Annotated in this window: 25 protein-coding genes and 1 pseudogene; 20 read left to right on the top strand and 6 right to left on the bottom strand. The window is 66.7% G+C overall.

Annotated elements, in window-relative coordinates:
* The first annotated feature begins 58 nt into the window (after window positions 1–58).
* Complete coding sequence (locus J0I42_RS16625) at window positions 59–1,165, top strand: helix-turn-helix transcriptional regulator (protein WP_291656354.1); 1,107 nt, start codon at window positions 59–61, stop codon at window positions 1,163–1,165.
* Between the two features lie 13 nt (window positions 1,166–1,178).
* Here the strand turns inward: J0I42_RS16625 and araD are convergent, their stop codons facing one another.
* The 5 genes from araD to J0I42_RS16600 all read right to left on the bottom strand — a co-directional run bounded on the left by araD (window position 1,179) and on the right by J0I42_RS16600 (window position 5,836).
* Window positions 1,179–2,912, bottom strand: a complete 1,734-nt coding sequence (gene araD / locus J0I42_RS16620) for an L-arabinonate dehydratase (protein ID WP_291656352.1) — start codon at window positions 2,910–2,912, stop codon at window positions 1,179–1,181.
* A gap of 139 nt (window positions 2,913–3,051) precedes the next feature.
* Window positions 3,052–3,969 carry a dihydrodipicolinate synthase family protein gene (locus J0I42_RS16615; RefSeq protein WP_291656351.1) on the bottom strand — a complete coding sequence of 306 codons (918 nt, stop codon included), beginning with the start codon at window positions 3,967–3,969 and terminating at the stop codon, window positions 3,052–3,054.
* Complete coding sequence (locus J0I42_RS16610; RefSeq protein WP_291656349.1) at window positions 3,959–4,660, bottom strand: GntR family transcriptional regulator; 702 nt, start codon at window positions 4,658–4,660, stop codon at window positions 3,959–3,961. The genes J0I42_RS16615 and J0I42_RS16610 overlap by 11 nt, the downstream gene beginning before the upstream one ends.
* Window positions 4,661–4,762: 102 nt before the next feature.
* On the bottom strand, window positions 4,763–4,978 hold the full coding sequence (locus tag J0I42_RS16605; RefSeq protein ID WP_291656348.1) for a hypothetical protein: 216 nt from the start codon (window positions 4,976–4,978) through the stop codon (window positions 4,763–4,765).
* Window positions 4,979–5,065: 87 nt separating this feature from the next.
* Window positions 5,066–5,836 (bottom strand): HpcH/HpaI aldolase family protein, encoded by a 771-nt coding sequence (locus J0I42_RS16600; RefSeq protein ID WP_291656346.1) that lies wholly within the window; start codon window positions 5,834–5,836, stop codon window positions 5,066–5,068.
* A gap of 203 nt (window positions 5,837–6,039) precedes the next feature.
* Between J0I42_RS16600 and J0I42_RS16595 the strand changes: the two genes are divergently transcribed.
* From J0I42_RS16595 to J0I42_RS16575, 5 genes are all read left to right on the top strand, one after another.
* Window positions 6,040–7,059: a DUF2891 domain-containing protein gene (locus J0I42_RS16595; RefSeq protein WP_291656344.1), complete on the top strand. Its 1,020-nt coding sequence runs from the start codon at window positions 6,040–6,042 to the stop codon at window positions 7,057–7,059.
* A 371-nt stretch (window positions 7,060–7,430) separates the two neighbouring features.
* Entirely contained in the window at window positions 7,431–7,859 is a 429-nt protein-coding gene (locus tag J0I42_RS16590; protein WP_291656342.1) for a pseudoazurin, read from the top strand.
* A 77-nt stretch (window positions 7,860–7,936) separates the two neighbouring features.
* Complete coding sequence (locus J0I42_RS16585; protein WP_291656341.1) at window positions 7,937–9,142, top strand: NnrS family protein; 1,206 nt, start codon at window positions 7,937–7,939, stop codon at window positions 9,140–9,142.
* A 197-nt stretch (window positions 9,143–9,339) separates the two neighbouring features.
* On the top strand, window positions 9,340–9,771 hold the full coding sequence (locus tag J0I42_RS16580) for an RrF2 family transcriptional regulator (protein WP_291656339.1): 432 nt from the start codon (window positions 9,340–9,342) through the stop codon (window positions 9,769–9,771).
* Window positions 9,772–9,850: 79 nt separating this feature from the next.
* Window positions 9,851–10,480 carry a hypothetical protein gene (locus J0I42_RS16575; protein ID WP_291656338.1) on the top strand — a complete coding sequence of 210 codons (630 nt, stop codon included), beginning with the start codon at window positions 9,851–9,853 and terminating at the stop codon, window positions 10,478–10,480.
* On the opposite strand, the gene J0I42_RS16570 is transcribed toward J0I42_RS16575, so the two are convergent.
* On the bottom strand, window positions 10,481–11,173 hold the full coding sequence (locus J0I42_RS16570; protein WP_291656336.1) for a Crp/Fnr family transcriptional regulator: 693 nt from the start codon (window positions 11,171–11,173) through the stop codon (window positions 10,481–10,483). It lies immediately after the preceding gene.
* 333 nt (window positions 11,174–11,506) lie between these two features.
* Here J0I42_RS16570 and napE point away from each other — a divergent pair, with 333 nt between their 5' ends.
* The 14 genes and pseudogenes from napE to ccoS form a co-directional block, all read left to right on the top strand.
* The gene (gene napE, locus J0I42_RS16565) at window positions 11,507–11,701 is read left to right on the top strand and encodes a periplasmic nitrate reductase, NapE protein (protein WP_291656335.1); all 195 of its coding nucleotides are present in this window, start codon (window positions 11,507–11,509) and stop codon (window positions 11,699–11,701) included.
* 10 nt (window positions 11,702–11,711) lie between these two features.
* Window positions 11,712–12,224 carry a ferredoxin-type protein NapF gene (napF, locus tag J0I42_RS16560; protein ID WP_291656334.1) on the top strand — a complete coding sequence of 171 codons (513 nt, stop codon included), beginning with the start codon at window positions 11,712–11,714 and terminating at the stop codon, window positions 12,222–12,224.
* The gene (locus J0I42_RS16555) at window positions 12,217–12,504 is read left to right on the top strand and encodes a chaperone NapD (protein ID WP_291656333.1); all 288 of its coding nucleotides are present in this window, start codon (window positions 12,217–12,219) and stop codon (window positions 12,502–12,504) included. The genes napF and J0I42_RS16555 overlap by 8 nt, the downstream gene beginning before the upstream one ends.
* Window positions 12,501–15,002 carry a periplasmic nitrate reductase subunit alpha gene (napA, locus tag J0I42_RS16550; RefSeq protein ID WP_291656332.1) on the top strand — a complete coding sequence of 834 codons (2,502 nt, stop codon included), beginning with the start codon at window positions 12,501–12,503 and terminating at the stop codon, window positions 15,000–15,002. The genes J0I42_RS16555 and napA overlap by 4 nt, the downstream gene beginning before the upstream one ends.
* Complete coding sequence (locus J0I42_RS16545; RefSeq protein WP_291656331.1) at window positions 14,969–15,472, top strand: nitrate reductase cytochrome c-type subunit; 504 nt, start codon at window positions 14,969–14,971, stop codon at window positions 15,470–15,472. Before napA ends, J0I42_RS16545 begins: the two co-directional genes overlap by 34 nt.
* Window positions 15,473–15,484: 12 nt before the next feature.
* On the top strand, window positions 15,485–16,198 hold the full coding sequence (locus J0I42_RS16540) for a NapC/NirT family cytochrome c (RefSeq protein WP_291656330.1): 714 nt from the start codon (window positions 15,485–15,487) through the stop codon (window positions 16,196–16,198).
* A 338-nt stretch (window positions 16,199–16,536) separates the two neighbouring features.
* Entirely contained in the window at window positions 16,537–18,192 is a 1,656-nt protein-coding gene (gene ccoN, locus J0I42_RS16535; RefSeq protein WP_291656329.1) for a cytochrome-c oxidase, cbb3-type subunit I, read from the top strand.
* A 4-nt stretch (window positions 18,193–18,196) separates the two neighbouring features.
* Window positions 18,197–18,931: a cytochrome-c oxidase, cbb3-type subunit II gene (gene ccoO / locus J0I42_RS16530; protein ID WP_291656328.1), complete on the top strand. Its 735-nt coding sequence runs from the start codon at window positions 18,197–18,199 to the stop codon at window positions 18,929–18,931.
* 4 nt (window positions 18,932–18,935) lie between these two features.
* A complete protein-coding gene (locus J0I42_RS16525; protein ID WP_291656327.1) occupies window positions 18,936–19,106 on the top strand; it encodes a cbb3-type cytochrome c oxidase subunit 3 in 171 nt (56 codons plus the stop codon).
* A 3-nt stretch (window positions 19,107–19,109) separates the two neighbouring features.
* Window positions 19,110–19,988 carry a cytochrome-c oxidase, cbb3-type subunit III gene (ccoP, locus tag J0I42_RS16520; protein WP_291656326.1) on the top strand — a complete coding sequence of 293 codons (879 nt, stop codon included), beginning with the start codon at window positions 19,110–19,112 and terminating at the stop codon, window positions 19,986–19,988.
* Window positions 19,985–20,191 (top strand): hypothetical protein, encoded by a 207-nt coding sequence (locus J0I42_RS16515; protein WP_291656325.1) that lies wholly within the window; start codon window positions 19,985–19,987, stop codon window positions 20,189–20,191. Before ccoP ends, J0I42_RS16515 begins: the two co-directional genes overlap by 4 nt.
* Before the next feature lie 15 nt (window positions 20,192–20,206).
* Window positions 20,207–20,992 (top strand): DUF2189 domain-containing protein, encoded by a 786-nt coding sequence (locus J0I42_RS16510; RefSeq protein WP_291656324.1) that lies wholly within the window; start codon window positions 20,207–20,209, stop codon window positions 20,990–20,992.
* Window positions 20,989–23,247: a heavy metal translocating P-type ATPase gene (locus J0I42_RS16505; protein WP_291656322.1), complete on the top strand. Its 2,259-nt coding sequence runs from the start codon at window positions 20,989–20,991 to the stop codon at window positions 23,245–23,247. Before J0I42_RS16510 ends, J0I42_RS16505 begins: the two co-directional genes overlap by 4 nt.
* Window positions 23,244–23,387: pseudogene (ccoS, locus tag J0I42_RS16500) on the top strand (cbb3-type cytochrome oxidase assembly protein CcoS); the annotation flags it as partial. The gene J0I42_RS16505 and the pseudogene ccoS, both read left to right, overlap by 4 nt.
* Between the last annotated feature and the right edge of the window lie 39 nt (window positions 23,388–23,426).

Here is a 23,426-nt window from a genome sequence, read left to right as displayed (position 1 = left end):
AACCCGTCCGGGTTAGCCTGCGCGACCGGCCGCGGAGGGTGGCCGGGACGGCAGGGTAATGGATTTGCAGACGATCCCGGCGCTCGAGCACGAACTTACGGAACTCGTCTATGCCGCGATACTCGGCGAGACGCCATGGCAGAGCTTCCTCGACCGGTTGAACGGAATTCTCCCGGCAGGCGCCTCGACGCTGTTCTTTCATGATCCTGGCGCCAAGTCCGGCGTGGTCTCGCTCGCTGCCGGCATCGGCGAGAAGGAGATCGGCGATTACGCCGCCTATTACGCGCCGCTGAACCCGTGGATGCAGAAGGTTTCGGAAACGCCGCTGGGTGTCGGCATCGTCGGCGAGCGCATCGTGCCCCGAGATCAGTTCCGCAATTCGGAATACTATTCCGATTTCCTGAGGCCCACCGGCTACGAGACCGCTGTCGGCATAACGCTTTTCCGCGACCATGGCTGCTCCTTCCTGCTGAGCACCTTGACCAGCCGCGACGATCCCGACACCAATCAGGCGGCGGCGGATCTCATGACTCGCTTGGCACCGCATCTGAGGCGCGCCTTCCAGTATTATCGAACCGGGCCGCTCCGGGAGGCGACGGCGCGGTTTGGTGCTTCACTGCTGGAATCGCAGGCTGACGGTGTCATCGTGCTGGGCGAGGGGCGCAGCGTGAAGGCGCTCTCGCGCCGCGCCGGGAGCATGCTCGCCGACGGCAGGGTCGTCGGCACGACGGCACTGGGCACCATCCGGATCCGGGACGATGCGGCGGACGCGATCCTGCGCCAGATGCTGCGGCGTGACTACGAAGGGGAGCGAGTCCGCACCATGCGCATCGGGAGGCACAGCCTCGCGCTGGTACGCGCCGAGCTGGATGAGGTCAGCGCGTATTTCGCCGGGCCGACGGTGCTGCTCCTGATCGATCCGGCGCAGGGCTATCAAGGGTCGGGCGATCCTGGCTGGCTGGCGGCGCATTTTCGCCTCTCCCCCGCGGAGACGAGGGTGGCTGCGAGCATCGTCTCGGGGCGCAGCCTGACGGATATCGCCGAACGGGCCGGGCTGTCGCGAGAGACCGTGCGTGCGCAACTCAAGGCCGTCTACGCGAAGACGGGTGTCAACAGCCAGGCCGCGCTGGTGCGGCTGGCGATCGCTAGAGTGCCGCCGGATTGACCGCCATGTGCCGTCAATGGATCTCGGGTTCCGGCACCTGCGCCGTCCCTTCCAGATAATCGAAATCGCAGCCCTTATCGGCCTGGCGGATATGGGCCGCCGACATCTTGCCCCACCCGCGTGGATAGTCCCGATCCGGTGGCGTCCAGACGGCGAGGCGGGTGGCGATCTCAGCCTCGGAGAGATCGACCGAGATGCTGCGCGCCTCGACATCGACGCTGATGATGTCGCCGGTCTGCACCGCCGCGAGCGGACCCTTGATATAGGCCTCCGGCGCGACATGGAGGATGCAGGCGCCATAGCTGGTGCCGGACATGCGGGCATCCGAGATGCGCAGCATGTCGCGCACGCCCTGCTTCAAGAGCTTCTTCGGGATCGGCAGCATGCCCCATTCCGGCATGCCGGGGCCGCCGACCGGGCCGCAATTCTTGAGCACCATGATGTGGTTTGCGGTGACGTCGAGATTCTCGTCGTTCACCGCCTGCATCATCGCATCGTAGTGCTCGAAGACAATGGCTGGACCGGAATGCCTGAGCAGGCGCGGCTCGGCGGCCGAAGGCTTGATGACGCAGCCATCGGGCGCGAGGTTGCCCTTGAGCACGGCGAGGCCGTTGGCCGTCGATACGGGTCTGTCGAGCGGGCGGATGACGTTGTCGTCGTAGACCTGGGCGAGTGCGATGGTCTCGGCGATCGGCTTGCCGGTCACGGTCATCGCGTCGGTGTGGAGCTTGCTTTCGAGCTGCTTCAGCAGGGCGGGCAGTCCGCCGGCATAGAAGAAATCCTCCATCAGGAAATCGCCGGAGGGGCGCAGGTTCGCGATGACCGGGACATTGCGCGAGAATGCGTCGAAATCATCAGGCGTCAGCGGCACGCCGGCGCGGCCGGCCATGGCGACAAGATGGATGATCGCATTGGTCGAGCCGGCGACGGCCATATGCACCGTCAGCGCGTTCTCGAAGCTCTTGCGGGTCAGGATCCGGTCGGGTGTCAGGTCTTCCCAGACCATCTCGACGATGCGTTTGCCCGCCATCGCGGCCATGCGGGGATGGGCGGCGTCGGCGGCAGGAATGGCGGAGGCGCCGGGCAGGGTGAGGCCCAGCACCTCGGCATGGCTCATCATCGTCGCGGCCGTGCCCATCACCATGCAGGTGCCGTAGGAGCGGGCGATGCCGCTTTCCATGTCCTTCCACTGGCCGTCGGGGATGTTGCCGGCTTCCTTCTCGGCCCAGTATTTCCAGACATCGGCGCCCGAGCCCAGCACCTTGCCGGCCCAGTTGCCGCGCAGCATCGGCCCGGCCGGCACGAAGATGAAGGGCAGGCCGGCGCTGCAGGCGCCCATGATCAGGGCTGGCGTGGATTTGTCGCAGCCGCCGAGCAGCACGGCGCCGTCGAGCGGGTGGGAGCGGATCGATTCCTCGGTCTCCATCGCCAGGAAGTTGCGATAGAGCATGGTCGTAGGCTTCTGATATTGCTCGGAAACCGACATGACGGGGATTTCGATCGGGAAGCCGCCGGCCGCCCAGACCGCGCGCTTAACGGCTTCCGCACGGTCACGCAGGTGGGTGTGGCAGGGATTGATCTCGGACCAGGTATTGATGATGCCGATGACCGGCTTGCCCATGAACTCCTCATGGCCGAAGCCCATCTGCAGCGCCCGCGAGCGATGCCCGAAGGAGCGCAGGTCGCTCGCCCCGAACCAGCGCCAGCTGCGCAGAGTCTCGGGCGTCTTGCGGGGGCGGGCGGACATGGGCGTTCCCTCGAATTCTTGTCGTTCTAAGCGATACCGGAGGCGTGACCGGGCCTAACCCGATCATCTCGGAAGCCAGTGTCATCTTGTCATGAGATTCTCGGACCCGCGCTATGCTTTGCCCGAGAATGACGGCCTGTCACTCGGCTGCAGCCTTGGCGGCGCCCCAGCTCGACACGATGCCGCGCAGTTCAGCGCGCTCGGCCTCGTTGAGCTCCGGCAGGCCGGGGAGGCGGACCGGGCCGACATCCGTGCCGAGCAGGCCCAGCGCCTCCTTCACCACCGTGACATTGGCGCCGTTGCCGTATTTCGTGCGCAGCTTCTCGAAGCCGGCGATCGCATCGACCTCGCTGCGGGCAGTTTTGTAGTCGCCGGCCTCCAGCGCCCGCCAGACCGCGAGCGAGCGCTCAGGCGCGACATTGATCAGGCCGGAGGTGAAGCCGCGGGCGCCCAGCGCATAGAAGGGAGCGGCCCAGCCCTCGGCGAGGCCGCAGATCCAGTTGGCGGAAGAACCTTCCGTCTCGCGCACGCAATCGGCGAGCAGCATCATGTTGTTCGAGGCGAATTTCACGCCGGCGACGTTCGGATGGGTCGCGACGCGGATCAGGTCCTTCACGCCGATCGCATCCGAGCGGATATAGGCGACGAGCGGGATCGGCAGCGCCTCGGCGATGGCGAGGATGTAGTCGGCCTGGGATTGCGGGGCGGCGAAGGGGTCGAGCGGGTGATGCACCATCGCGGCATCGCAGCCGGCCTTGGCCGCGAGCTTGCCGGTCGCGATGGCTTCGCGCAGCGAGCGGCCAATGCCGGCGGTGACCAGCGCCTTGCCGGCGGCAGCTTCGGCGGCGGTCGCGTGCGAGCGCTCCACCTCGGCCGTCGTCATCGGATAGAACTCACCGGTATTACCGGCCGAGACGATGTTGTGGATGCCGGCCTCGGCGATGCGCCGAACGATCTTGCCGGTCAGCGCCCAATCGGCCTCGCTATCCGCCTTCCAGGCGGTGACATGGACGCCGGAAATGCCGCGCAGTGCGCGGCGGATCTTGTCATTCGTCATAGTCCAGTCCCTCCGCATCCGCGCCGAAGACCAATCGCACATGGGCCTTCGCCGAGCGGACGATGTGACGGCGCATCCTCAGTTCGGCGCGCGCGGGATCGCGCGCCAGGAGCGCCTCGTAGATGTCGCGGTGTTCCTCGAAGCCGCGGCGGCGCTCGTCCGGCTCTGAGTGCAGGGCGATCCGCTGGGCATGGTCGTACATGCGCTGGCCGTCGAGTCGGCGCTCCAGATAGATGCAGCCGGAGATGTGATGGATCGCCCGATGATAGGCTTCGTTCAGCGCGACGAGGTCCTCGAGATCGCCATGCTCCGTCGCCAGCTCCATCTCGGCGATCAGCTTACCGAGTTCGGCGGCATCGGCCTCCGTCAGACGGTTGGCGGCGATATGGGCCATGATGCTTTCGAGCGCGGCGCGACCCAGCGCCATCTCCAGCGCCTGTCGGGGCGAGAACTCGACGAAGACGCCGCGGCGTGCTTCCGTCCGGACCAGACCCTCGCTTTCGAGCTTGCGGATCGCATCCTTCACCGGGGTCGTGCTGACGCCGAGCATCTCGGCGAGGTGGCGCTCGTTCAGGCGCTCGCCATTGCGGAAGCGACCGGCGACGATGGCCCGGCGCAGGCGTTCATGGACATGCTCGCGCAGCGAACGCAGCAGATCGGGCGCAACGGGTTCGACGGCAGGCTGCAACATGGTTCTTCCGGGGTGCCGGACCGGAGCCGTCTGATCGCGGCAGCCGGCCGGGCGCCATAGCCATCAAGCAGCACAATGCGCAGCTCCCGGCAATCTGAAATTTCAGATTTCATGCCTGAAGCCGGCGCCGACGATCAGGGCAAGCGCTGGCTGGAGACGCAAGCGGGATTCTCCGCGATGGGGAGTGGCGAAGCTGACGGGCATCACAGGCAGCGCCGTCAGGGTCGCCATGGTCCAGCCTTGGGACGAGGTCGCGCGGAAGGCGAAGTCGAAGTCGAGCGAGAGCCCGGCCGTCATGCCCGCCGTCGTGACGAGCATCCACGGCTTGAACGCTGGCCTCATGGGAAGACGTGGATGGCCGGGACAAGCCCGACCATGACGTGATGAGGCTGCTGGAACCTCGTGTCAGCGCTGCGGGGCGAAGGCCTTGGCCAGCGCATCGGCATGCTTGGTCATGAGGCCGAGATCGGAGCCGACCGCGACGAAGCGATAGCCCCATTCGATATAGCGGCGCGCGTCCGGCTCGGACGGCGTCAGAATGCCGGCCGGCTTGCCGATAGCCGTCAGGCGGTTCACCGCATCCCGGATCGCGGCCTGAACCTCGGGATGGCCGGGATTGCCGATATGGCCGAGCGAGGCCGAGAGGTCGGCCGGGCCGATGAAGACGCCGTCGACGCCATCGACCGAGGCGATCTCCTCGATGCGGGCGAGCGCCTCGCCGGTTTCGACCTGGACCAGGACGCAGATTTCGCCGTCGGCCCGCTTGAGATAGTCCGGCACGCGCCCGTAATGGCTGCCGCGGCCGCTGACCGTGATGCCGCGGATGCCGGCGGGCGGATAGCGGCAGGCGGCGACGGCCTTGCGGGCTTCCTCGGCATTCTGGACGAAGGGCACGAGCACGGCCTGCACGCCGATATCGAGCAGGCGCTTGAGCAGCACGGCATCGTTCCAGGCTGGGCGGACGATCGGAGTGGCGGTGCCGCCCTTCAGAGCCTGCAACTGGGCGAGGACGTCCGGCGGCTCATTGGGCGAGTGCTCTGTATCGACCAGGATCCAGTCGAAGCCGCTCTGACTGATGATCTCGGAGACGATCGGGCTGCACAGGCTGCTCCACAATCCGATCTGAAGCTCGCCGCGCTTGAGCGCGGCCTTGAAGGCGTTGGCAGGCAGGTCCACGGCATTTCCTCTTGGGCATGATGATCGGCAGCACCGCCGCGCCGGCCGGAACCGGTGAGGAGCGCGCTCATTCGGTTAGATCACACCGGATGGGCGGGGAAACCCGACGACAGGAGATGGCAGGGTTGCAGCCTGATGGGCGGGTGGCTCTTTGCGGGGATGGAAACGCTGTTAGGTTGCGGCGGCTCGGAGACAAGCACGCCATGACCACGCCCTCGCTCACTGAAGAGATCGCGCTGCGCTTCGCCCGGATCGCGCTCGGCCATGTCCGCCGGGAATATCCGAACAAGCCGGATCATACGCTGGCAGGGCCCGAGGATGCGCGGACGCCGAGCGCGCTGCATCCGGTGTTCTACGGCAGCTATGACTGGCATTCCTGCGTGCACAGCTACTGGATGCTGGCCCGGCTGCTGCGGCGCCATCCGAGCATGGAGGCGGCGGCCGATATCGTCGCGCTGTTCGACGAGCAACTGATCCCCGAAAAGATTGCGGTCGAATGCGCCTATCTCGCCCAGCCTACGGCGCGCGGCTTCAAGCGGCCCTATGGCTGGGGTTGGCTGCTCAAGCTCGCGGCCGAGCTGTACGGGCTCGATGACGGGCGTTGGGGCCGGGCATTGACGCCGCTCGCCGAGGTCTTTTCCCAGCGATTCCGCGATTTCCTGCCGATCGCGACCTATCCGGTGCGGGTCGGCACGCATTTCAACACGGCCTTCGGCCTACGGATGGCAGCAGACTACGCCACGGTGACCGCCGACGGCGCCTTTCTGGCGCTGCTGCGCGAGACCGCCCTGCGCTGGTATGGCGCCGACGAGGATTGTCCGGCCTGGGGCGAGCCGAGTGGCGATGACTTCCAGTCCCCGGCGCTGATCGAGGCGGAATGCATGCGCCGCCTGCTGGCGCCGGGGCGCTTCCTGCCCTGGTTCGAGCGCTTCCTGCCGCGTATCGCGGAAAAGCAGCCGGCGGTCCTGTTCGAGCCGGCGACCGTGACCGACCGGACCGACGGCAAGATCGCACATCTCGACGGGCTCAATCTGAGCCGTGCCTGGTGCTTGAGTGCCTTGGCCGCAGCCCTGCCGATGGGCGATGTGCGGCGCCCTGTCATCGCCGATGCGGCTGCGCGACATCTCGATGCCGGCCTGCCGCATATCGCCGGCGATTATATGGGCGAGCACTGGCTTGCGTCTTTCGCCGTGCTTGCGATCGAGGAGCACCGGGCGGCATAGGCAATTGTCCGATCTTTCGGCGCCAGCGGCGTCATTCCGGATGCATCGCAGCCGCTGATCCAGGCGTCATGGGCCGGAGGAGGATTCCCGGGTCTGGTCGCGAGCGGCGCAGGCTGGCGAACGGTTTTTCGATTGCCCCGGCCGCGAGGCTCCGGCGGTCCGATAGTTGGGCATCGTTGCTGTTCCGGCTCCGGGTGGCGCACCATCTGGACGACCCGTGCCGCACCAAATCCCCAGCTTTGCCGAAGCGGTCCGGTCCCTTCCGCAATCTGCCCCGAGTTTGCGTTTTCGCAAATTTGCGCGTGACCCCTCCGGCTAATGTTGCGGTGCAGCGAGGGACGGACGTGCCCCGCTGCTGAAGGAGAAGGCAGATGTTCAGGACGTTTCTGGCCGGCGCGCTGATGGCGCTGGCAGCCGCCGGCGCCAATGCGGCGGAGGTCGAGGTCAAGATGCTCAACAAGGGCGCGGCCGGCGCCATGGTGTTCGAACCGGCGCTGGTGAAGATCGCACCCGGCGATACCGTGAAATTCGTACCGACCGACAAGAGCCACAACGCGGAAACCGTTCCGGAAATGCTCCCGGCCGGGGCCGAGCCTTTCGTCGGCAAGCTCAACGAGCAGGTCGAGGTCACTTTCAAGCAGAACGGCGTCTATGGCATCAAGTGCAAGCCGCATTACGGCATGGGCATGGTCGCGCTGATCGTGGTCGGCGAGCCGGCCAATCTGGAAGCCGCCGCCGCCGCCAAGCATCCGGGCAAGGCCAAGCAGGTTTTTGCCGATCTGGTCGCCAAGGCGAAGTGAACGCGCCGCCGCGCGATCCGTCGAAGGGGTAGGGGCGCAGCGACAGGCTGCGCCCGCTTACGTCAGGAGGAGCGAAGATGGCGCCCATTCCGAGGTTGAAGGCCTATGACGGGCCTGCGCTGTTGTCCTACGGCTTCCGGCCGCTCTTCCTGCTGGCCGCGCTGCAGGCGGGGCTGACGATCATCGTCTGGCTCGGCCTCCTCGCCGGTCGCCTCGACATCCCCACGGCTTTCGCGCCGGTGGACTGGCATATCCATGAAATGCTCTTCGGCTATCAGGCCGCGGCGATCGGCGGCTTCCTGCTGACGGCGATTCCCAACTGGACCGGCCGCCTGCCCGTGCAGGGGACCCCGTTGCTCGTGCTGGTGCTGGCCTGGATCGCGGGCCGCATCGCGGTTGCCGTCTCGGCCCTCATCGGCTGGCGCCTTGCGCTGGCGGTCGACGCGCTTTTCCTCCTGCTCCTGGCGGGAGCGGCCGCGCGCGAGATCGTCGCGGGCCGCAACTGGCGCAATCTCAAGGTCGTGGTGCTCCTCGCCCTGCTGCTCGCGGCCAATCTCGCCTTCCATGTCGAGTCGGCATTGACGGGAGGAGCCGATTACGCCCGCCGCTTCGCCATCGCCGTCGTGCTGATGCTGGTCGCGCTGATCGCCGGGCGGATCGTGCCGAGCTTCACGCGCAACTGGCTGGCGCCGCGCGGGGCCGGACGCCTCCCGATTCCCTTCGGCGGCTATGACAAGGCCGTTCTGGCGGCGAGCGGGCTGGCGCTCGCTCTCTGGGTAGCCCGGCCGGATACGCTTGCGAGCGGTGTCGCGCTGGCGCTTTCGGCCGTGCTCCACGCCGCACGGCTTGCGCGTTGGGCGGGAGACCGCACCTGGCGAAACCCGCTGCTCGTCATCCTGCATGTCGGCTATGCCTTCGTGCCGCTGGGATTTGCGCTCTCGGCCGCCGCGAGCTTCGGGCTGACCGGACCCGGGGCCGGCCTGCATGCCTGGACGGCCGGCGCCTTCGGCACCATGACGCTGGCGGTGATGTCGCGAGCCAGCCTGGGGCATACCGGACGCCCGCTCATCGCGACCGCGGGGACACAAGCCTGCTACGTCCTGATCGTGATCGGCAGCGTCGCACGTATTTGCTCGGCGCTCGGCCATGGGCCGATCGCGTTGCTTCATGTCGCCGGCTTGTGCTGGTCGCTGGCCTTCCTCGTTTTCGCCGCAAGCTATTGGCGCGCCCTGACAGGGGCGAGGCTCGGTCCGAAAGCTGCGTCGGCGGCCGGGCCGGCCTGAAATGGGTGAGGGAGAGGATCTGTTGATGCGCAGGGGAGCGGATTGCCGTATCGAGGCGCGGGAGACGCGCAGCGTCGCGCTCCAGAAGGCCGGCGCCCCGGGTGAGGGGGGACTTCGCGCGGCGAACGGGACTGTCGGATGGTGCTCTTTCCAGATTTCGGCCAGAAGCGGGCCGGGTGCCGATGCGGGCGGCGCCCATGCGCCTGACCCAGTTCAGCGAGTATGCGCTCAGGCTGCTCGTCTTCGCGGCGGCGCATCCGGAGCGGCTGGTCACGGTCGAAGAGGCGGCGACGGCTCATGACATCTCGCGGACGCATTTGATGAAGGTCGCCAATCTCCTGGTCAGGCAGGATTTCCTCAAGGGCGTCCGCGGCCGCGCCGGCGGGTTGATGCTGGCTCGGCCGCCGGCCGATATCTCGCTCGGCATGCTGATCCGGGCGACGGAGCCGGCGTTCGCGATCGTCGAATGTTTCGGCGAGGCGGAAGGGCGCGCGGTTCTGCGCGGGGATCGTTGGCGGGGTATCCTGAGCGATGCGATGGAGGCCTTCCTCGGCGAACTCGATCGCTATTCCCTGACCGATCTGCTTGCCGATCCGGAACGCCTCGGCCTTGCCCGCCCACCGGTCTGAGGTCGGGCCGTTTTCACAGGATGACGTTTCTCCGGGGCGAAGCCGCGATGCCGCTCGCCTCCTGCTCAAAGGAAGCGCAATGAACTTCCCGTCCTTCTTCACCGACGCCCCGCGTCTCAAGGTTCGCGATCCGCTCTCCGCCTTCCTGGGCGCCAGCGAAAACGGCATTCTCGAATACGGTTATGAGGATGTGGTCCGGCTGGCCGGCCATTCCTGCCCGGCGGTCGCCGGTGCCTATCTCATGGTGATCGGCGGGCTCGCCTATCTCCACGACGACGAGATGCCGGAACGCGGTGGCATCGAGGTCTTCATGCGGGGCGAGCGAGACCAGGGTACGACGGGGGTCCTGGCCTCGGTCGCGACTCTTCTGACCGGCGCGGCGCCGGAGACCGGCTTTGGCGGGATCGGCCCTGCGCGGCGCTTCTCCCGGCGCGATCTCCTGCATTTCGGCGCCGATATCGAAGGCACGATGGCGTTGCGCCGCCGCGATACCGGCGCTGGCGTCGTGGTCGATATCGACACCGGTGCCGTGCCCCATGCGCCGGCGATGGGCGCAGTGATGCCGCAGGCCGTGACGGGGAAGGCGGATGCGGCCGGGCTCGAGAGCTTCGCCGCGCTCTGGCAGGACCGCGTCCGCCGGATGCTGGTCGAGCATGCCGACGACCCGAAGCTGATCCATCTCTACGACTGGTCCCCGGCCGAGGCCTGATCAGCCGGCGTTCTCGGCGAGCCGCTTCAGGGCAGGAGCGTCGCAGACGACGAGTTTCTGGCGCCCTCCCTCGACGAGGCCCTGCGTCTCCCAGGCGCTGAGGATACGCGAGACCGTATGCAGTGTCGTGCCGGTCATCTCGGCGATGTCGCGTCGCGAGATCGGGAAATCGACGCGCATGCCGGCGTCCACACGCGTGCCTGCCTGCTCGACCAGCCTGAGCACGGCATGGGCCACGCGGCGCTCGACCTCTTCGGTCGACATCTCGCGGATGCGGGTATGGGCCTCGTCCAGGCGCTGGCCGATGGTGCGGATCGCGTTCATCGCCAGATGCGGATTGTCGGCGACGAAGCTGTCCCAGGATTCGGTCGGCCAGCTCGCGACGAGGCTGTCGACCGCCGCTGTCGCCGTGCCGGGATAGTCGCTGCGGCCGAGCGCCCGCGTGAAGCCGAACAGATCACCCGGATGGACGACGCGCACGATGATCTGCTGGCCGTCGCGTGTGACCTGCGTCACCTTCAGCCGGCCGTGCAGGAGCAGATAGAAGGCCTTGGCCGGGTCGCCCTGCTCGAAGACGGCTTCGCCCTGGGGAATTCGCCGTGCCGTGGCCTGCGCCGTCATGCGGTCGAGCTGAGTATCGCTCATCGCCGCGAACAGCGGGACGCTGCGCAGCACGCTGCGGTCCATTCCCACGTGACAGCCTTTCCTTCGGACGAGTTCGGGGCGCCCGCGATGTCTCGAAGCATCGGAGCGCGGCGCCGGATAAGACCGCAATCACGTGGAGGGTTCAAGTGCGGCACGATCGCCTGTTCGGGAGGGCAGGGCCGGCACGCAGCAAGCAATATCGGGACCACTCTGTGTGGTCGCTTGCATTCGGCCTATCGAATTTGCGTTATGTCAAAGATGTCAGCGAAACGGCGGCGCGATGCGGCCCTTGACATGGACAGCGTCCGGGAATCCATATTCTCTTTAGTCGATCTCTCAACACGCGTCGGTGCGATATGCGGCCGGCCGAAAGGACCGGAGATGACGACCGAGACCGCGAAGACGGGCGGCCCGGATGCCGTGCCTGAAAAGCCGACCAAGCGAGCCGAGTTCCTCGCCTTCCTGACCTTGGCCGTGCTGATCTGGCCGGTCGTGGCGGTCGGTATCGTCGGCGGCTACGGTTTCCTCGTCTGGATGTCCCAGCTCGTCCTCGGCCCGCCCGGGCCTCCGCGTTGAGGAGGCTGGCATGGGCGAGAATGCCATCGATCCCGGACGACGACGCTTCCTGACCGGCCGATCTGCGCAGCCTCAACCGGAGGGCGTGCGCCCGCCCTGGTCGCGTGCGACGTCGATCGCCGGGGCTTGCACCGGCTGCGGCGCCTGTGTGCCAGCCTGTCCGCAGCACATCATCGCACTCGATGCCGGAGGCCGGCCGATCCTGAATTTCGCCGTGAGCGAGTGCAGCTTCTGCGGCGCCTGTGCGGAAACCTGCCCCGAGCCGGTCTTCGATCGCCTGCTGCCCGCTTTCGAGCATGTTGCGACGGTCGGCTCCGATTGCTTCGCCGGGCGCGGCATCGTCTGCCAGAGCTGCGGCGATGCCTGCCCGGAGAGCGCGATCCGTTTCCGCCCACGACTCGGCGGCCCGGCTTTGCCCGAGATCGCCGGCGATCGCTGCACGGGATGCGGTGCCTGCATCCCCGCCTGCCCGGCGCAGGCCATTGCGATCGGTGCGCGCCTGCTGGAGTCCACCCATGCTTGAGCCCGCCCGCCCGCGCTACCATCATATTTCGAGCGCCGTCGTCTCGGCCCTGCCGGCCAAGGTCGAGGCCGTGCTCGCGCGTATCGCGGAGCTTCCCGAAACCGAGATCCATCGGGTCGAGAACGGCAAGATCGTCGTCGTGCTGGAGGGCTCCAGCACAGGCGTTATCGGTGACCGGCTCGCCTCGATCAGCCTCTTCGACGGCGTGCTCTCGGCCAACATGGTGTTCGAGCAGATCGAAGATCTCGAAACCCTCGACGACCCCGGAGTGATCCCATGACCCTGTCCCGTCGCGAGATGCTGAAGGCGCAGGCGGCCGGTGTCGCCGCGCTTGCCGCCAATATGAGCGTCCCGGCCGATGCCCAGCCCGTCACAGGCGGCGTCGATACCCTGCAGATCAAATGGTCGAAGGCGCCCTGCCGCTTCTGCGGCACGGGCTGCGGCGTCATGGTCGGCGTCAAGGAAGGCAAGGTCATCGCCACCCATGGCGACATGAAGGCCGACGTCAATCGCGGCCTCAACTGCATCAAGGGCTATTTTCTTTCCAAGATCATGTACGGCAACGACCGGCTGACCCAGCCGCTGCTGCGCAAGAAGAACGGCGTCTATGCAAAGGACGGCGAGTTCACGCCGGTTTCCTGGGCGGAGGCCTTCGACACCATGGCCGCCAAGGCCAAGGCCACCCTCAAGGCGAAGGGGCCGACCGGGCTCGGCATGTTCGGCTCGGGCCAGTGGACGATCTTCGAAGGCTATGCGGCGACCAAGCTGATGCGCGCCGGCTTCCGCTCCAACAATCTCGATCCCAATGCCCGCCACTGCATGGCATCCGCTGCCTATGCCTTCATGCGCACCTTCGGCATGGACGAGCCGATGGGCTGCTACGACGATTTCGAGCATGCCGACGCCTTCGTGCTCTGGGGCTCGAACATGGCGGAGATGCACCCGATCCTGTGGACCCGGGTGACGGACCGCCGGCTCGGCCAGCCGCATGTGAAGGTCGCGGTGCTGTCGACCTATACGCATCGCAGCTCCGACCTGGCCGACATCCCCATCGTGTTCAAGCCGGGCACGGACCTGGCGATCCTCAACTACATCGCCAACCACATCATCACGACCGGGAGGGTGAACAAGGATTTCGTCGACAAGCACACGACGTTCGTGAAGGGCGCGACCGATATCGGTTACGGCCTGCGTCCCGACGATCCGCGCGAGGTCAAGGCGCGCAAGGCTGCCGACGTGGCCGCAACCACCCCGATCGATTTCGAGGCCTATGCCGCCTCGGTGAAGGAGTACACGCTGGAGAAGGTCTCGGCCCTGAGCGGGGTAGAGCCCGGTTTCCTGCAGCAGCTCGCCGAGCTCTATGCCGACCCCAAGCGCAAGGTCACGTCGCTCTGGACGATGGGCTTCAACCAGCATGTGCGCGGCGTCTGGGCTAACCAGCTCGTCTACAACCTGCATCTGCTGACGGGGAAGATCTCGGAGCCGGGCAACAGCCCGTTCTCGCTCACCGGCCAGCCCTCGGCCTGCGGCACGGCGCGCGAGGTCGGCACCTTCGCCCATCGCCTGCCGGCCGACATGACGGTGACCAACCCCGAGCATCGCAAGCATGCCGAGGAGATCTGGCGCATCCCGAACGGGATCATTCCGGAGAAGCCCGGTTACCACGCTGTCGAGCAGGACCGGATGCTCAAGGACGGGAAGCTCAATTTCTACTGGATTCAGGTCAACAACAATCTGCAGGCGGCGCCCAACAGCAGCAACGAGACCTATCCCGGCTACCGAAATCCAGAGAATTTCATCGTCGTCTCCGACGCCTATCCGACGGTGACGGCGCTGGCCGCCGATCTGATCCTGCCCGCCGCGATGTGGGTCGAGAAGGAGGGCGCTTACGGCAATGCGGAGCGGCGTACCCATGTCTGGCACCAGCTCGTCAACGCACCCGGCGAGGCCCGTTCGGACCTCTGGCAGCTCATGGAGTTCTCGAAACGCTTCACCACCGACGAGGTCTGGCCGGCCGAGATTCTCGACGCCAATCCGAATTACAAGGGTAAGACGCTGTTCGACGTGCTGTTCCGCAACGGCCAGGTCGACAAGTTCGCGCTCTCCGAGGCCAGCCCCGATTATGAGAACCAGGAATCGAAGGATTTCGGCTTCTACGTCCACAAGGGTCTCTTCGAGGAATACGCCATCTTCGGCCGCGGCCATGGCCATGATCTCGGACCTTACGAACTCTACCATCAGGTCCGCGGGCTGCGCTGGCCGGTGGTCGACGGCAAGGAGACGCTCTGGCGCTATCGCGAGGGGCTCGATCCCTATGTGAAGCCGGGCAAGGGCGTCGAGTTCTACGGCAACAAGGACGGCAAGGCCCGGATCATCGCGGTGCCCTACGAGCCGCCTGCGGAATCACCCGACAACGAGTTCGATCTCTGGCTCGTCACCGGCCGTGTTCTGGAACACTGGCATTCCGGTTCGATGACGATGCGCGTGCCGGAACTCTACAAGGCTTTCCCCGGCGCACGCTGCTTCATGCATCCGGAGGATGCCCGCAAGCGCGGCCTCAACCAGGGCGCCGAGATCAGGCTGATCTCGCGCCGCGGCGAGATGCGCACCCGCGTCGAGACGCGCGGGCGCAACCGCATGCCGCCCGGTGTGGTCTTCGTGCCCTGGTTCGACGCCAGCCAGCTCATCAACAAGACGACGCTCGACGCCACCGATCCCATCTCCAAGCAGACGGATTTCAAGAAATGCGCGGTCAAGATCGTTCCGGTCTCGGGCTGATGCGCTCGCGGACCTTCCTCGGGGCCGCCCTGGCGGCGGGCCTCGTCCTCGCTTTCGGTGCCGCCGTCTCGCAGGAGGGCGCACCGGTGAAGATCGTGCCGCGCCTGACGGGTACCGCCGACCCGATGGCGCTGGAGCGCGTGCCGGCGCTCGGCCGCCCGGTCGTCGACGATGTCCGGCGCATGCGCAACTATCCGGAGCAGCCGCCCGTGATCCCGCATGCGATCGACGGCTACCAGCTCACGCTCAACACCAATCGCTGCATGGACTGCCACAAGCGCGAGTTCACGGAGGGCTCGGGCGCGCCGATGATCAGCGTGACCCATTTCCAGGATCGCGACGGGCAGGTGCTCTCGGACGTGACGCCGCGGCGCTATTTCTGCACTGCATGCCATGTCCAGCAGACCGATGTCGCGCCTCTGGTTCAGAACCGGTTCCAGGACGCCAAAGACATTGGCCGGAAGCCCTGAGGCGCGTGCATCATGGCCAGGCTCAAATCCTTCATTCTCTGGTGCTGGGGCGTCGTCATCGGCTTCTGGCGCATCATCAGCCGACCGAGCGCCTATCTGCCGCTGGGCTTGCTGACGCTCGGCGGCTTCGTCGGCGGCGTGCTGTTCTGGGGCGGCTTCAACACCGCGCTGGAGGTCACCAATACCGAGAAATTCTGCACCTCCTGTCACGAGATGCGCGACAACGTCTATCAGGAGCTGCAGTCGACGATCCATTTCTCGAATCGCTCGGGCGTGCGGGCGAGCTGCCCCGATTGCCACGTCCCGCATAACTGGACCGACAAGATCGCCCGCAAGATGCAGGCCTCGAAGGAGGTCTGGGGCAAGATCTTCGGCACGATCTCGACGCGCGAGAAGTTCCTGAACATGCGTCTCGAACTCGCCAAACACGAATGGGCCCGATTGAAGGCGAATGATTCGCTGGAATGCCGGAACTGCCATTCATCGGTGGCGATGGACTTCACCAAGCAGACGCGCCGCGCCGCCGAGATCCATGGTCGCTTCCTGACGACGGGCGAGAAGACCTGCATCGACTGCCACAAGGGCATCGCCCATCTGCTGCCGGACATGACGGGAATCGAGCCGGGGTGGAAGGATGCGCCGGAGCTGCAGGGCAAGGGCAGTGCTTCCTGGCACGGGCCGGAGCGTGCCGTCCGCACCTATCTTGCCGAGATCGAACAGCGGTGAGGCGACTTCTCCAGCCCGGAAACCTCCGTCGTTCCGGGCGTCGCGTCGGCGAAGAGCCGGGAATGCGGAGCCGATGCGGTTTCCTGGACGAGCGCGGATGGGCCGGCGCTTGAGTTCTGGATGGCATCGGTTCTAGATTCCGGGCTCGGCCTGTGGCCTGCACCGGACTCACGAAGGCGATTCCGGCCAGTTCACAGCTCGGCAACGGCCACCAGTGCTAGGGCATTTTGTCCGACCCGTTCATCGGCAAATTGGGTATCTGAAATGATCCTTTTGTGCGATACCGGCCTCGAAGGCATGGGGGCGTCGGCCCATGTCAGCCATGGAGAAGGCGAGCGATGATTGCGACACTCACTGTCGCGGAGCGGCAGCGCGCCATTGCCATCTCAGCCGTGCTGGCGCTGTGCGGACTCGCCATGGCGATCGCCGGCCGCGAGGATCTGTTCGGAGTCCATGGCGCCATCGTCCTGATTTTCGGCCTGGGCTGCATCGGCCTGGTGATGTCGAGCTATTTCGCGCCCGAGCCGTCGGACGAGCGCCTGAAGCGCTATTACGACGACCCGACCCGGGTCGGCATCGTGCTCTCGCTCGGCTGGGCCGTGGTCGGCATGTTCTTCGGCGTCTGGGTCGCGGCGCTGCTGGCCTGGCCCGATCTCACCTTCGATGCCGGCTGGGCGAGCTTCGGGCGGCTACGGCCGGTCCATACCTCCGGCGTGATCTTCGGCTTCGGCGGCAATGCGCTGATCGCGACCTCGTTCCATGTCCTGCAGCGGACGACTCGGGCGCGCCTGCCCGACCAGTTCAGCCCGTGGTTCGTGCTGATCGGCTACAACCTGTTCTGCGTGCTGGCGGCCAGCGGCTACCTGATGGGCATCACCCAGTCCAAGGAATATGCCGAGCCGGAATGGTATGCCGATCTCTGGCTCGTCATCGTCTGGGTCACCTATTTCCTGCTGTACATCCGCACGCTGCAGCGGCGGAAGGAACCGCATATCTACGTCGCCAACTGGTACTACATGGCCTTCATCCTGGTCGTGGCGGTGCTGCACATCGTGAACAACCTGGCGGTGCCGATCTCCTTCGGGGAGGCCAAGAGCTATTCGCTGTTCTCGGGCGTGCAGGACGCGATGACGCAGTGGTGGTACGGCCACAACGCGGTCGCCTTCTTCCTGACATCGGGCTTCCTCGGGATGATGTATTACTACCTGCCGAAGCGGGCAGGGCGCCCGATCTACTCCTACAGGCTGTCGATCATCAGCTTCTGGGGCATCACCTTCATGTATATGTGGGCGGGCTCGCACCACCTGCATTACACGGCGCTGCCGCAATGGGTGCAGACGCTGGGCATGACTTTCTCGGTGGTGCTGCTGGTGCCGTCCTGGGCCTCGGCCGGCAACGCGCTGGCGACGCTCAACGGCGCCTGGGGCAAGGTCCGCGACGACGCGACGCTGCGCTTCATGATGGTCGCCGCCGTGTTCTACGGGCTCTCGACCTTCGAAGGCTCGTTCATGGCGATCCGGGCGGTGAACTCGCTCTCGCACTACACCGACTGGACCGTCGGCCACGTCCATGCCGGCGCGCTCGGCTGGGTCGCCATGATCACTTTCGGCTCGCTCTATGCGCTGGTGCCGTGGATGTGGAAAGTCGAGCGGATGTATTCGCCCAAGCTGATCGAAGTCCATTTCTGGTTCGCTCTGGCGGGGACGGTCATCTACGTCTTCGCGATGTGGAACTCGGGCATCATCCAGGGCCTGATGTGGCGCACCTACAATGACAGCGGCACGCTGGCTTATTCCTTCATCGACAGTCTCGTGGCGATGCATCCCTATTACATCGCGCGCACCGTGGGCGGGCTCCTGTTCCTGCTCGGCGCGATCGTCGCCTCCTACAATGTCTGGATGACGATCCGGATGTCCCGCTCGCAGGCCGCGGCGGGTGCCGGCGACACCGACCTGCCGGCGCTGCAGGGCGCTGCGCTGCAGGCTGGGGAGTAAGCCGATGCGCGAGTTCTTCCACCGCAAGCTCGAGCGCAGCGCGATCGGCTTCGTCCTGGCCATCATCGGCGTCTCCGCGATCGGCGGGTTCGTCGAGATCGCGCCGCTCTTCACCATCGGCGACACCGTCGAGAAGGCGCCGGACATGCGCGTCTACACGCCGCTCGAGCTGGCAGGGCGCAACATCTATATCCGCGAGGGCTGCTATGCCTGCCATAGCCAGATGATCCGGACGCTGCGCGACGAGGTCGAGCGCTACGGTCCGTATTCGCTGGCGGTCGAGTCGAAATACGACCATCCGATGCTCTGGGGCTCGAAGCGGACCGGGCCGGATATCGCGCGGCTCGGCGGCAAGTATTCCGATGCCTGGCATGTCGCGCATCTGATCAATCCGCGCGATGTCGTGCCGCAATCGGTGATGCCCCGATATGGCTGGCTGATGCGCAACGAACTGAAAACCGAGGATCTCGGCCGGCATCTCAAGGCACAGCGCGCGGTGGGCGTGCCCTATACCGATGCGCAGATCGCCAATGCCAGCAGCGACGCCTACGGTCAGGCCAGCCCCGACAGCGCCTTCGCGAGCGGTGTCAGCGAGCGTTATGGCGATGCCACCAATGTTCGCGCCTTCGATGGCGAGCCGGGCCGCCTGACCGAGATGGATGCGGTGGTTGCGTATCTCCAGGTGCTGGGCCGCCTGACCGATGCGGCACACAAGCAGGCCGCGACGGCGGAGAAATGAGCCGATGGACCTCGATCATCAGTCGCTGGTCGGTTTCGCCAAGAGCTGGGGGCTGTTCTACCTCATCGCCATGGCGGCCGGCGTGCTGATCTACGCGTTGTGGCCTTCGAACCGGAAACGTTTCGACCGGGCCAAGAAGAGTATTTTCGACAAGGACGACAGGCCGGGGGACTGAGCGATGGCAGATGCGACCCGCGATCCCGTCACAGGGACGATCACGACCGGCCACGAGTGGAACGGCATCGAGGAACTCGATACGCCGATTCCGCGCGTCGTGCTGTTCTTCCTGGCCGTCACCACGCTGTTCTCGATCGGCTACTGGCTGCTGATGCCAGCCTGGCCGCTGGGCGTGACCTATACCAAGGGGCTGCTCGGTATAGACCAGCGGCAGGTCGTGGCCGAGCAGGTTCGCGACGCCGCGGCCGAGCGGGCGAGCTGGACCGCGAAGCTGGGCAAGGCCTCCTTCGCCGAGATCGCCGCCGATCCGGCGTTGATGCGCCATGTTCGCGACACCGGCCGCACGCTCTTCGAAGATAACTGCGCCGTCTGTCACGGCGTGCAGGGGAAGGGCGGACCGGGCTTCCCCAATCTCGCCGCCGGCTCCTGGCTCTGGGGCGGCAGCCCGGAAGCCATCGCCGAGACGATCCGGGTCGGCATCAATGGAACGGCCAAGGATACCCGTACGGCGCAGATGATGGCCTTCGGCCGCGACGGCGTGCTCCAGCGCGAGCAGGTACTGGCCGTCGCCTCCTATGTCCGCTCGCTGTCGGGCCAGACGCTCGATGCGACCGAGCAGGCGCGTGTCCCGGCGGGCAAGGAGGTTTTCGCCGCGAATTGCGTCGCCTGCCACGGGGAAGACGCCAAGGGCCAGCATGATCTCGGTGCGCCGGACCTGACCGACGCCAACTGGATTTACGGGGGAGACCTGCAATCGGTCGTCAACAGTATCCATGGCGGGCGGATGGGCCATATGCCAAGCTGGGAGGGCCGGCTTTCGCCGACCGATATCAAGCTGCTGGCGCTCTATGTCGGCACGCTGGGCGAGGCGAAACGATGAGCTCGCCGGCCTGCGGCGAAGCGAGGCGGCGCAACGGGCGAAAGGCCTTCTGGCTGACGCTTGCCGGCGTGCTGGCGGGGGGATTGATCCTCGCCAACGCTCATCTGGTCTATGTCGCCATAGGCTCGCAGCCGGACTGCGTGCCGCATGCGAAATCGGCGGGCGAGGCAGGCGGTTTCCGCGCTGCCCGCCCATCCTGCTGAGGAGAGGAGGAGCACATGGCTGCGATCGGGAACGGCCAGGAGATGCCGCTGCCTCTCTCCGCCCAGCGGCGGCGCAACCTGCCGGCGGGCGTGGCCCTGTCCTGGCTCGGGTCAGGCTGGCGCGATCTCTGGCGCCAGCCGGCGCCTAGCCTGCTCTACGGGCTCGCGGTCTTCGCGGTCTCCGCGATCATCGTCTGGGGGCTGTTCCGGCTGGGGCTCGACTACATCCTGTTCCCGGCGCTGGCGGGCTTCATGGTGATGGGGCCGCTGCTCGCGATCGGGCTCTACCAGAAAAGCCGCGCGATCGAGCAGGGCGAGCCGATCAGCCTCTCCCGGATGATCTTCGTCAAGGCGGCCTCGGGCGGTCAGGTCTGGTACACCGGTGCGATCCTGTCGCTGCTGATGCTGGTCTGGATGCGCGCGGCGGTCATCATCTACGCGCTGTTTTTCGGGCTGCGGCCGTTTCCCGGCCTCCATGACGTCGCGGCGATGCTGTTCGGGACGCCGGTCGGCTGGGCGATGCTGCTGGTCGGCACGGTGGTCGGCGGGCTGTTCGCCGCCTTTTCCTTCGCCATCAGCGCCTTCGCGATCCCGATGCTGCTCGACGAGCAGGTCGATGCCTTCACCGCGATGGGCACCAGCATCTCCATGGTCTGGAACAACCTCCCGGTGATGCTCGCCTGGGGCGCGATCGTGCTTGCCCTGTTCCTGGTGGCCGTCGCGACCGGGCTTCTTGGGCTGATCGTGGTCTTCCCGCTGCTCGGCCATGCGACCTGGCACAGCTATCGGGCGCTGAGATGAGCTGCTGCGCGCCGCCACTGGCTTTGGATGGCGCGCCCGATCCTTCCGCCGCGCGGCAGGAAATCCGCCTCGCCAGTCGCGATCTCGGCAACGGCCTGCGGCAGAGCGATCTTTCTGTGCCGGGGCTGCATTGCGCTGCCTGCATCCGGGCGGTCGAGACAGGGCTAGCCCGGCTGCCCGGCGTCGCGCAGGTGCGGGTCAATCTCTCGACCCGCCGCGTCTCCGTGCAGTGGCAGGGAGAGGACCCGCCCGAACTGCTGACGGCGCTGACCGGGCTCGGCTATCCCGGCCATCTTTTCGAGAGCGAGGCGGCCGGGACGGACCCCGAGCGCGATCGGCTGGTGCGGGCGCTGGCGGTAGCCGGCTTCTGCGCCATGAACATCATGCTGCTCTCGGTCTCGGTCTGGTCGGGGGCGGAGCCGGAGACGCGGCAGGCCTTCCACTGGATTTCGGGCGCGCTGGCCTTGCCCTGCCTGCTCTATTCGGGCCGCATCTTCTTCGCGTCGGCCTGGACGGTGCTGCGGCGCGGCCGGACCAATATGGACGTGCCGATCTCGATCGGCATCTGCCTCGCCTTCGCCCTCAGCCTCTACGACACGATCCATGACGGGCCGCATGCCTATTTCGACGCGGCGACCTCGCTGATCTTCTTCCTGCTGATCGGCCGCACGCTCGACCATCTCATGCATGAGAAGGCGCGTGCGGCCGTGCGCGGCCTGATGCGGCTGGCGCCGCGCGGTGCGACCGTGCTCGACGTGGATGGCGAGCGGAGCTATCTCCCGCTGGCCGAGGTCGGGCCGGGCAGGCGGATCGCGCTCACCGCCGGCGAGCGCGTGCCCGTCGACGGCGTTGTGGAGGACGGCACCTCCGAGCTCGATTGCGCCATCGCCACCGGCGAGAGCCTGCCGCAGGCGGTCTCGCCGGGCATCGCGGTGCAGGCCGGGACGCTCAACCTCTCAGGTCCCCTGACGATCCGCGCGACGGCGAAGGCAGAGAGCTCCTTCCTCGCCGAGATGGTTCGATTGATGGAGGCAGCGGAAGGCGGCCGCGCGCGCTATCGCCGTATCGCCGACAGGGCTGCGGCGCTCTATTCGCCGGTGGTCCACGCCACCGCGCTCGTCGCCTTCCTCGGCTGGATGCTGGCGACCGGCGACTGGCATCGCGCGATCACCATCGCCATCGCCGTGCTGATCATCACCTGTCCCTGCGCGCTGGGCCTGGCCGTCCCGATCGTGCAGGTCGTGGCTTCGCGGCGCCTGTTCGAAGCGGGCATCATGGTCAAGGACGGCTCGGCCATCGAGCGGATCGCTGAGGTCGATACGGTCGCCTTCGACAAGACGGGTACGCTGACCTACGGCCAGCCGCAACTGGTCGACCCCGAATCGATTCCGGCCGGCGATCTGGCCATCGCGGCGGCGATCGCTCGGCGCTCGGGCCATCCGCTCTCGCGCGCCATCGCTGCCGCGGCGCCCGAGGAGGCACTGGGGCTACGCGAGATCCGGGAGCATCCTGGCCTTGGCATCGAGGCCGAGCTGGAAGGGCACCGCTATCGTCTCGGACGCGCGCGATGGGCACTGGCGCAAGCGGGTGGCCGGCAGGAGAGCGGGACGGTGCTGAGCCGCGACGGTGCGCTCGTCGCCAGCTTTGCCTTCGTCGAGACCTTGCGCCCACAGGCGCGTGACGCCATCGATGTCCTGCGCGCGGATGGTCTCGTCATCGAACTGCTCTCCGGCGACCGCCCGGAGGCGGTGCAACCCGTCGCCAGCCGGCTTGGCATCGGGGATGTCTCGGCCGGGCTGCTGCCCACCGGCAAGGTCGAGCGCCTTGAGGCGCTGGCGGCCGAGGGTCGCAAGGTTCTGATGGTTGGCGACGGCCTCAACGATGCTCCGGCGCTGGCTGCGGCGCATGCCTCGATGGCGCCGGCCTCGGCCGCCGATATCGGCCGCAACGCCGCGGATTTCGTCTTCCTTCATGACGGGCTCGATGCGGTGCCGGTGGCTGTGGCCGTGGCGCGAGCGGCCGGCCGGCTGGTGCGGCAGAACTTCGCCCTGGCGATTCTCTACAACGCGCTGGCCCTGCCGGTCGCGATCGCTGGCTATGTCACGCCGCTGATCGCGGCGCTCGCCATGTCGCTGTCTTCGATCCTCGTCGTCGCCAATGCCTTGCGGCTCGATGCGGGAAACGCGGCGGTGCCGGCGAAGTCGGGCCCTCGGCCGGTGAAGGGGCTCGCTGCGGCGCATGAGACCGGTACATGAGCAGCCTGGTTTTCCTGGTGCCGTTGGCGTTGCTGCTCGGCGGGGCCGCGCTCGCCAGCTTTCTGTGGTCCTTGCGCAGCGGCCAATATGACGACCTCGACGGTGCTGCCGTGCGCATCCTGCTCGACGAGGAGGACGATGCCCTGGATGCCGACAGTTCCTCGGAGCAGAAGACGCCC

It is taken from the genome of Allobosea sp. (assembly GCF_017308015.1).
GTDB lineage: Bacteria > Pseudomonadota > Alphaproteobacteria > Rhizobiales > Beijerinckiaceae > Allobosea.
This window is presented reverse-complemented; position numbering and strand designations above follow the sequence as displayed.

Coding starts and splice junctions, on each gene's coding strand:
- J0I42_RS16595 (WP_291656344.1), top strand. CDS start 6,040: ATGACCACGCCCTCGCTCACTGAAGAGATCGCGCTGCGCTTCGCCCGG.
- J0I42_RS16515 (WP_291656325.1), top strand. CDS start 19,985: ATGAGCTCGCCGGCCTGCGGCGAAGCGAGGCGGCGCAACGGGCGAAAG.
- J0I42_RS16580 (WP_291656339.1), top strand. CDS start 9,340: ATGCGCCTGACCCAGTTCAGCGAGTATGCGCTCAGGCTGCTCGTCTTC.
- napE (WP_291656335.1), top strand. CDS start 11,507: ATGACGACCGAGACCGCGAAGACGGGCGGCCCGGATGCCGTGCCTGAA.
- ccoO (WP_291656328.1), top strand. CDS start 18,197: ATGCGCGAGTTCTTCCACCGCAAGCTCGAGCGCAGCGCGATCGGCTTC.
- J0I42_RS16575 (WP_291656338.1), top strand. CDS start 9,851: ATGAACTTCCCGTCCTTCTTCACCGACGCCCCGCGTCTCAAGGTTCGC.
- J0I42_RS16525 (WP_291656327.1), top strand. CDS start 18,936: ATGGACCTCGATCATCAGTCGCTGGTCGGTTTCGCCAAGAGCTGGGGG.
- ccoP (WP_291656326.1), top strand. CDS start 19,110: ATGGCAGATGCGACCCGCGATCCCGTCACAGGGACGATCACGACCGGC.
- J0I42_RS16605 (WP_291656348.1), bottom strand. CDS start 4,978: ATGCTCGTCACGACGGCGGGCATGACGGCCGGGCTCTCGCTCGACTTC.
- J0I42_RS16540 (WP_291656330.1), top strand. CDS start 15,485: ATGGCCAGGCTCAAATCCTTCATTCTCTGGTGCTGGGGCGTCGTCATC.
- napF (WP_291656334.1), top strand. CDS start 11,712: ATGGGCGAGAATGCCATCGATCCCGGACGACGACGCTTCCTGACCGGC.
- J0I42_RS16615 (WP_291656351.1), bottom strand. CDS start 3,969: ATGACGAATGACAAGATCCGCCGCGCACTGCGCGGCATTTCCGGCGTC.
- J0I42_RS16545 (WP_291656331.1), top strand. CDS start 14,969: ATGCGCGGTCAAGATCGTTCCGGTCTCGGGCTGATGCGCTCGCGGACC.
- ccoN (WP_291656329.1), top strand. CDS start 16,537: ATGATTGCGACACTCACTGTCGCGGAGCGGCAGCGCGCCATTGCCATC.
- J0I42_RS16610 (WP_291656349.1), bottom strand. CDS start 4,660: ATGTTGCAGCCTGCCGTCGAACCCGTTGCGCCCGATCTGCTGCGTTCG.
- J0I42_RS16585 (WP_291656341.1), top strand. CDS start 7,937: ATGGCGCCCATTCCGAGGTTGAAGGCCTATGACGGGCCTGCGCTGTTG.
- araD (WP_291656352.1), bottom strand. CDS start 2,912: ATGTCCGCCCGCCCCCGCAAGACGCCCGAGACTCTGCGCAGCTGGCGC.
- J0I42_RS16505 (WP_291656322.1), top strand. CDS start 20,989: ATGAGCTGCTGCGCGCCGCCACTGGCTTTGGATGGCGCGCCCGATCCT.
- J0I42_RS16625 (WP_291656354.1), top strand. CDS start 59: ATGGATTTGCAGACGATCCCGGCGCTCGAGCACGAACTTACGGAACTC.
- J0I42_RS16510 (WP_291656324.1), top strand. CDS start 20,207: ATGGCTGCGATCGGGAACGGCCAGGAGATGCCGCTGCCTCTCTCCGCC.
- napA (WP_291656332.1), top strand. CDS start 12,501: ATGACCCTGTCCCGTCGCGAGATGCTGAAGGCGCAGGCGGCCGGTGTC.
- J0I42_RS16555 (WP_291656333.1), top strand. CDS start 12,217: ATGCTTGAGCCCGCCCGCCCGCGCTACCATCATATTTCGAGCGCCGTC.
- J0I42_RS16590 (WP_291656342.1), top strand. CDS start 7,431: ATGTTCAGGACGTTTCTGGCCGGCGCGCTGATGGCGCTGGCAGCCGCC.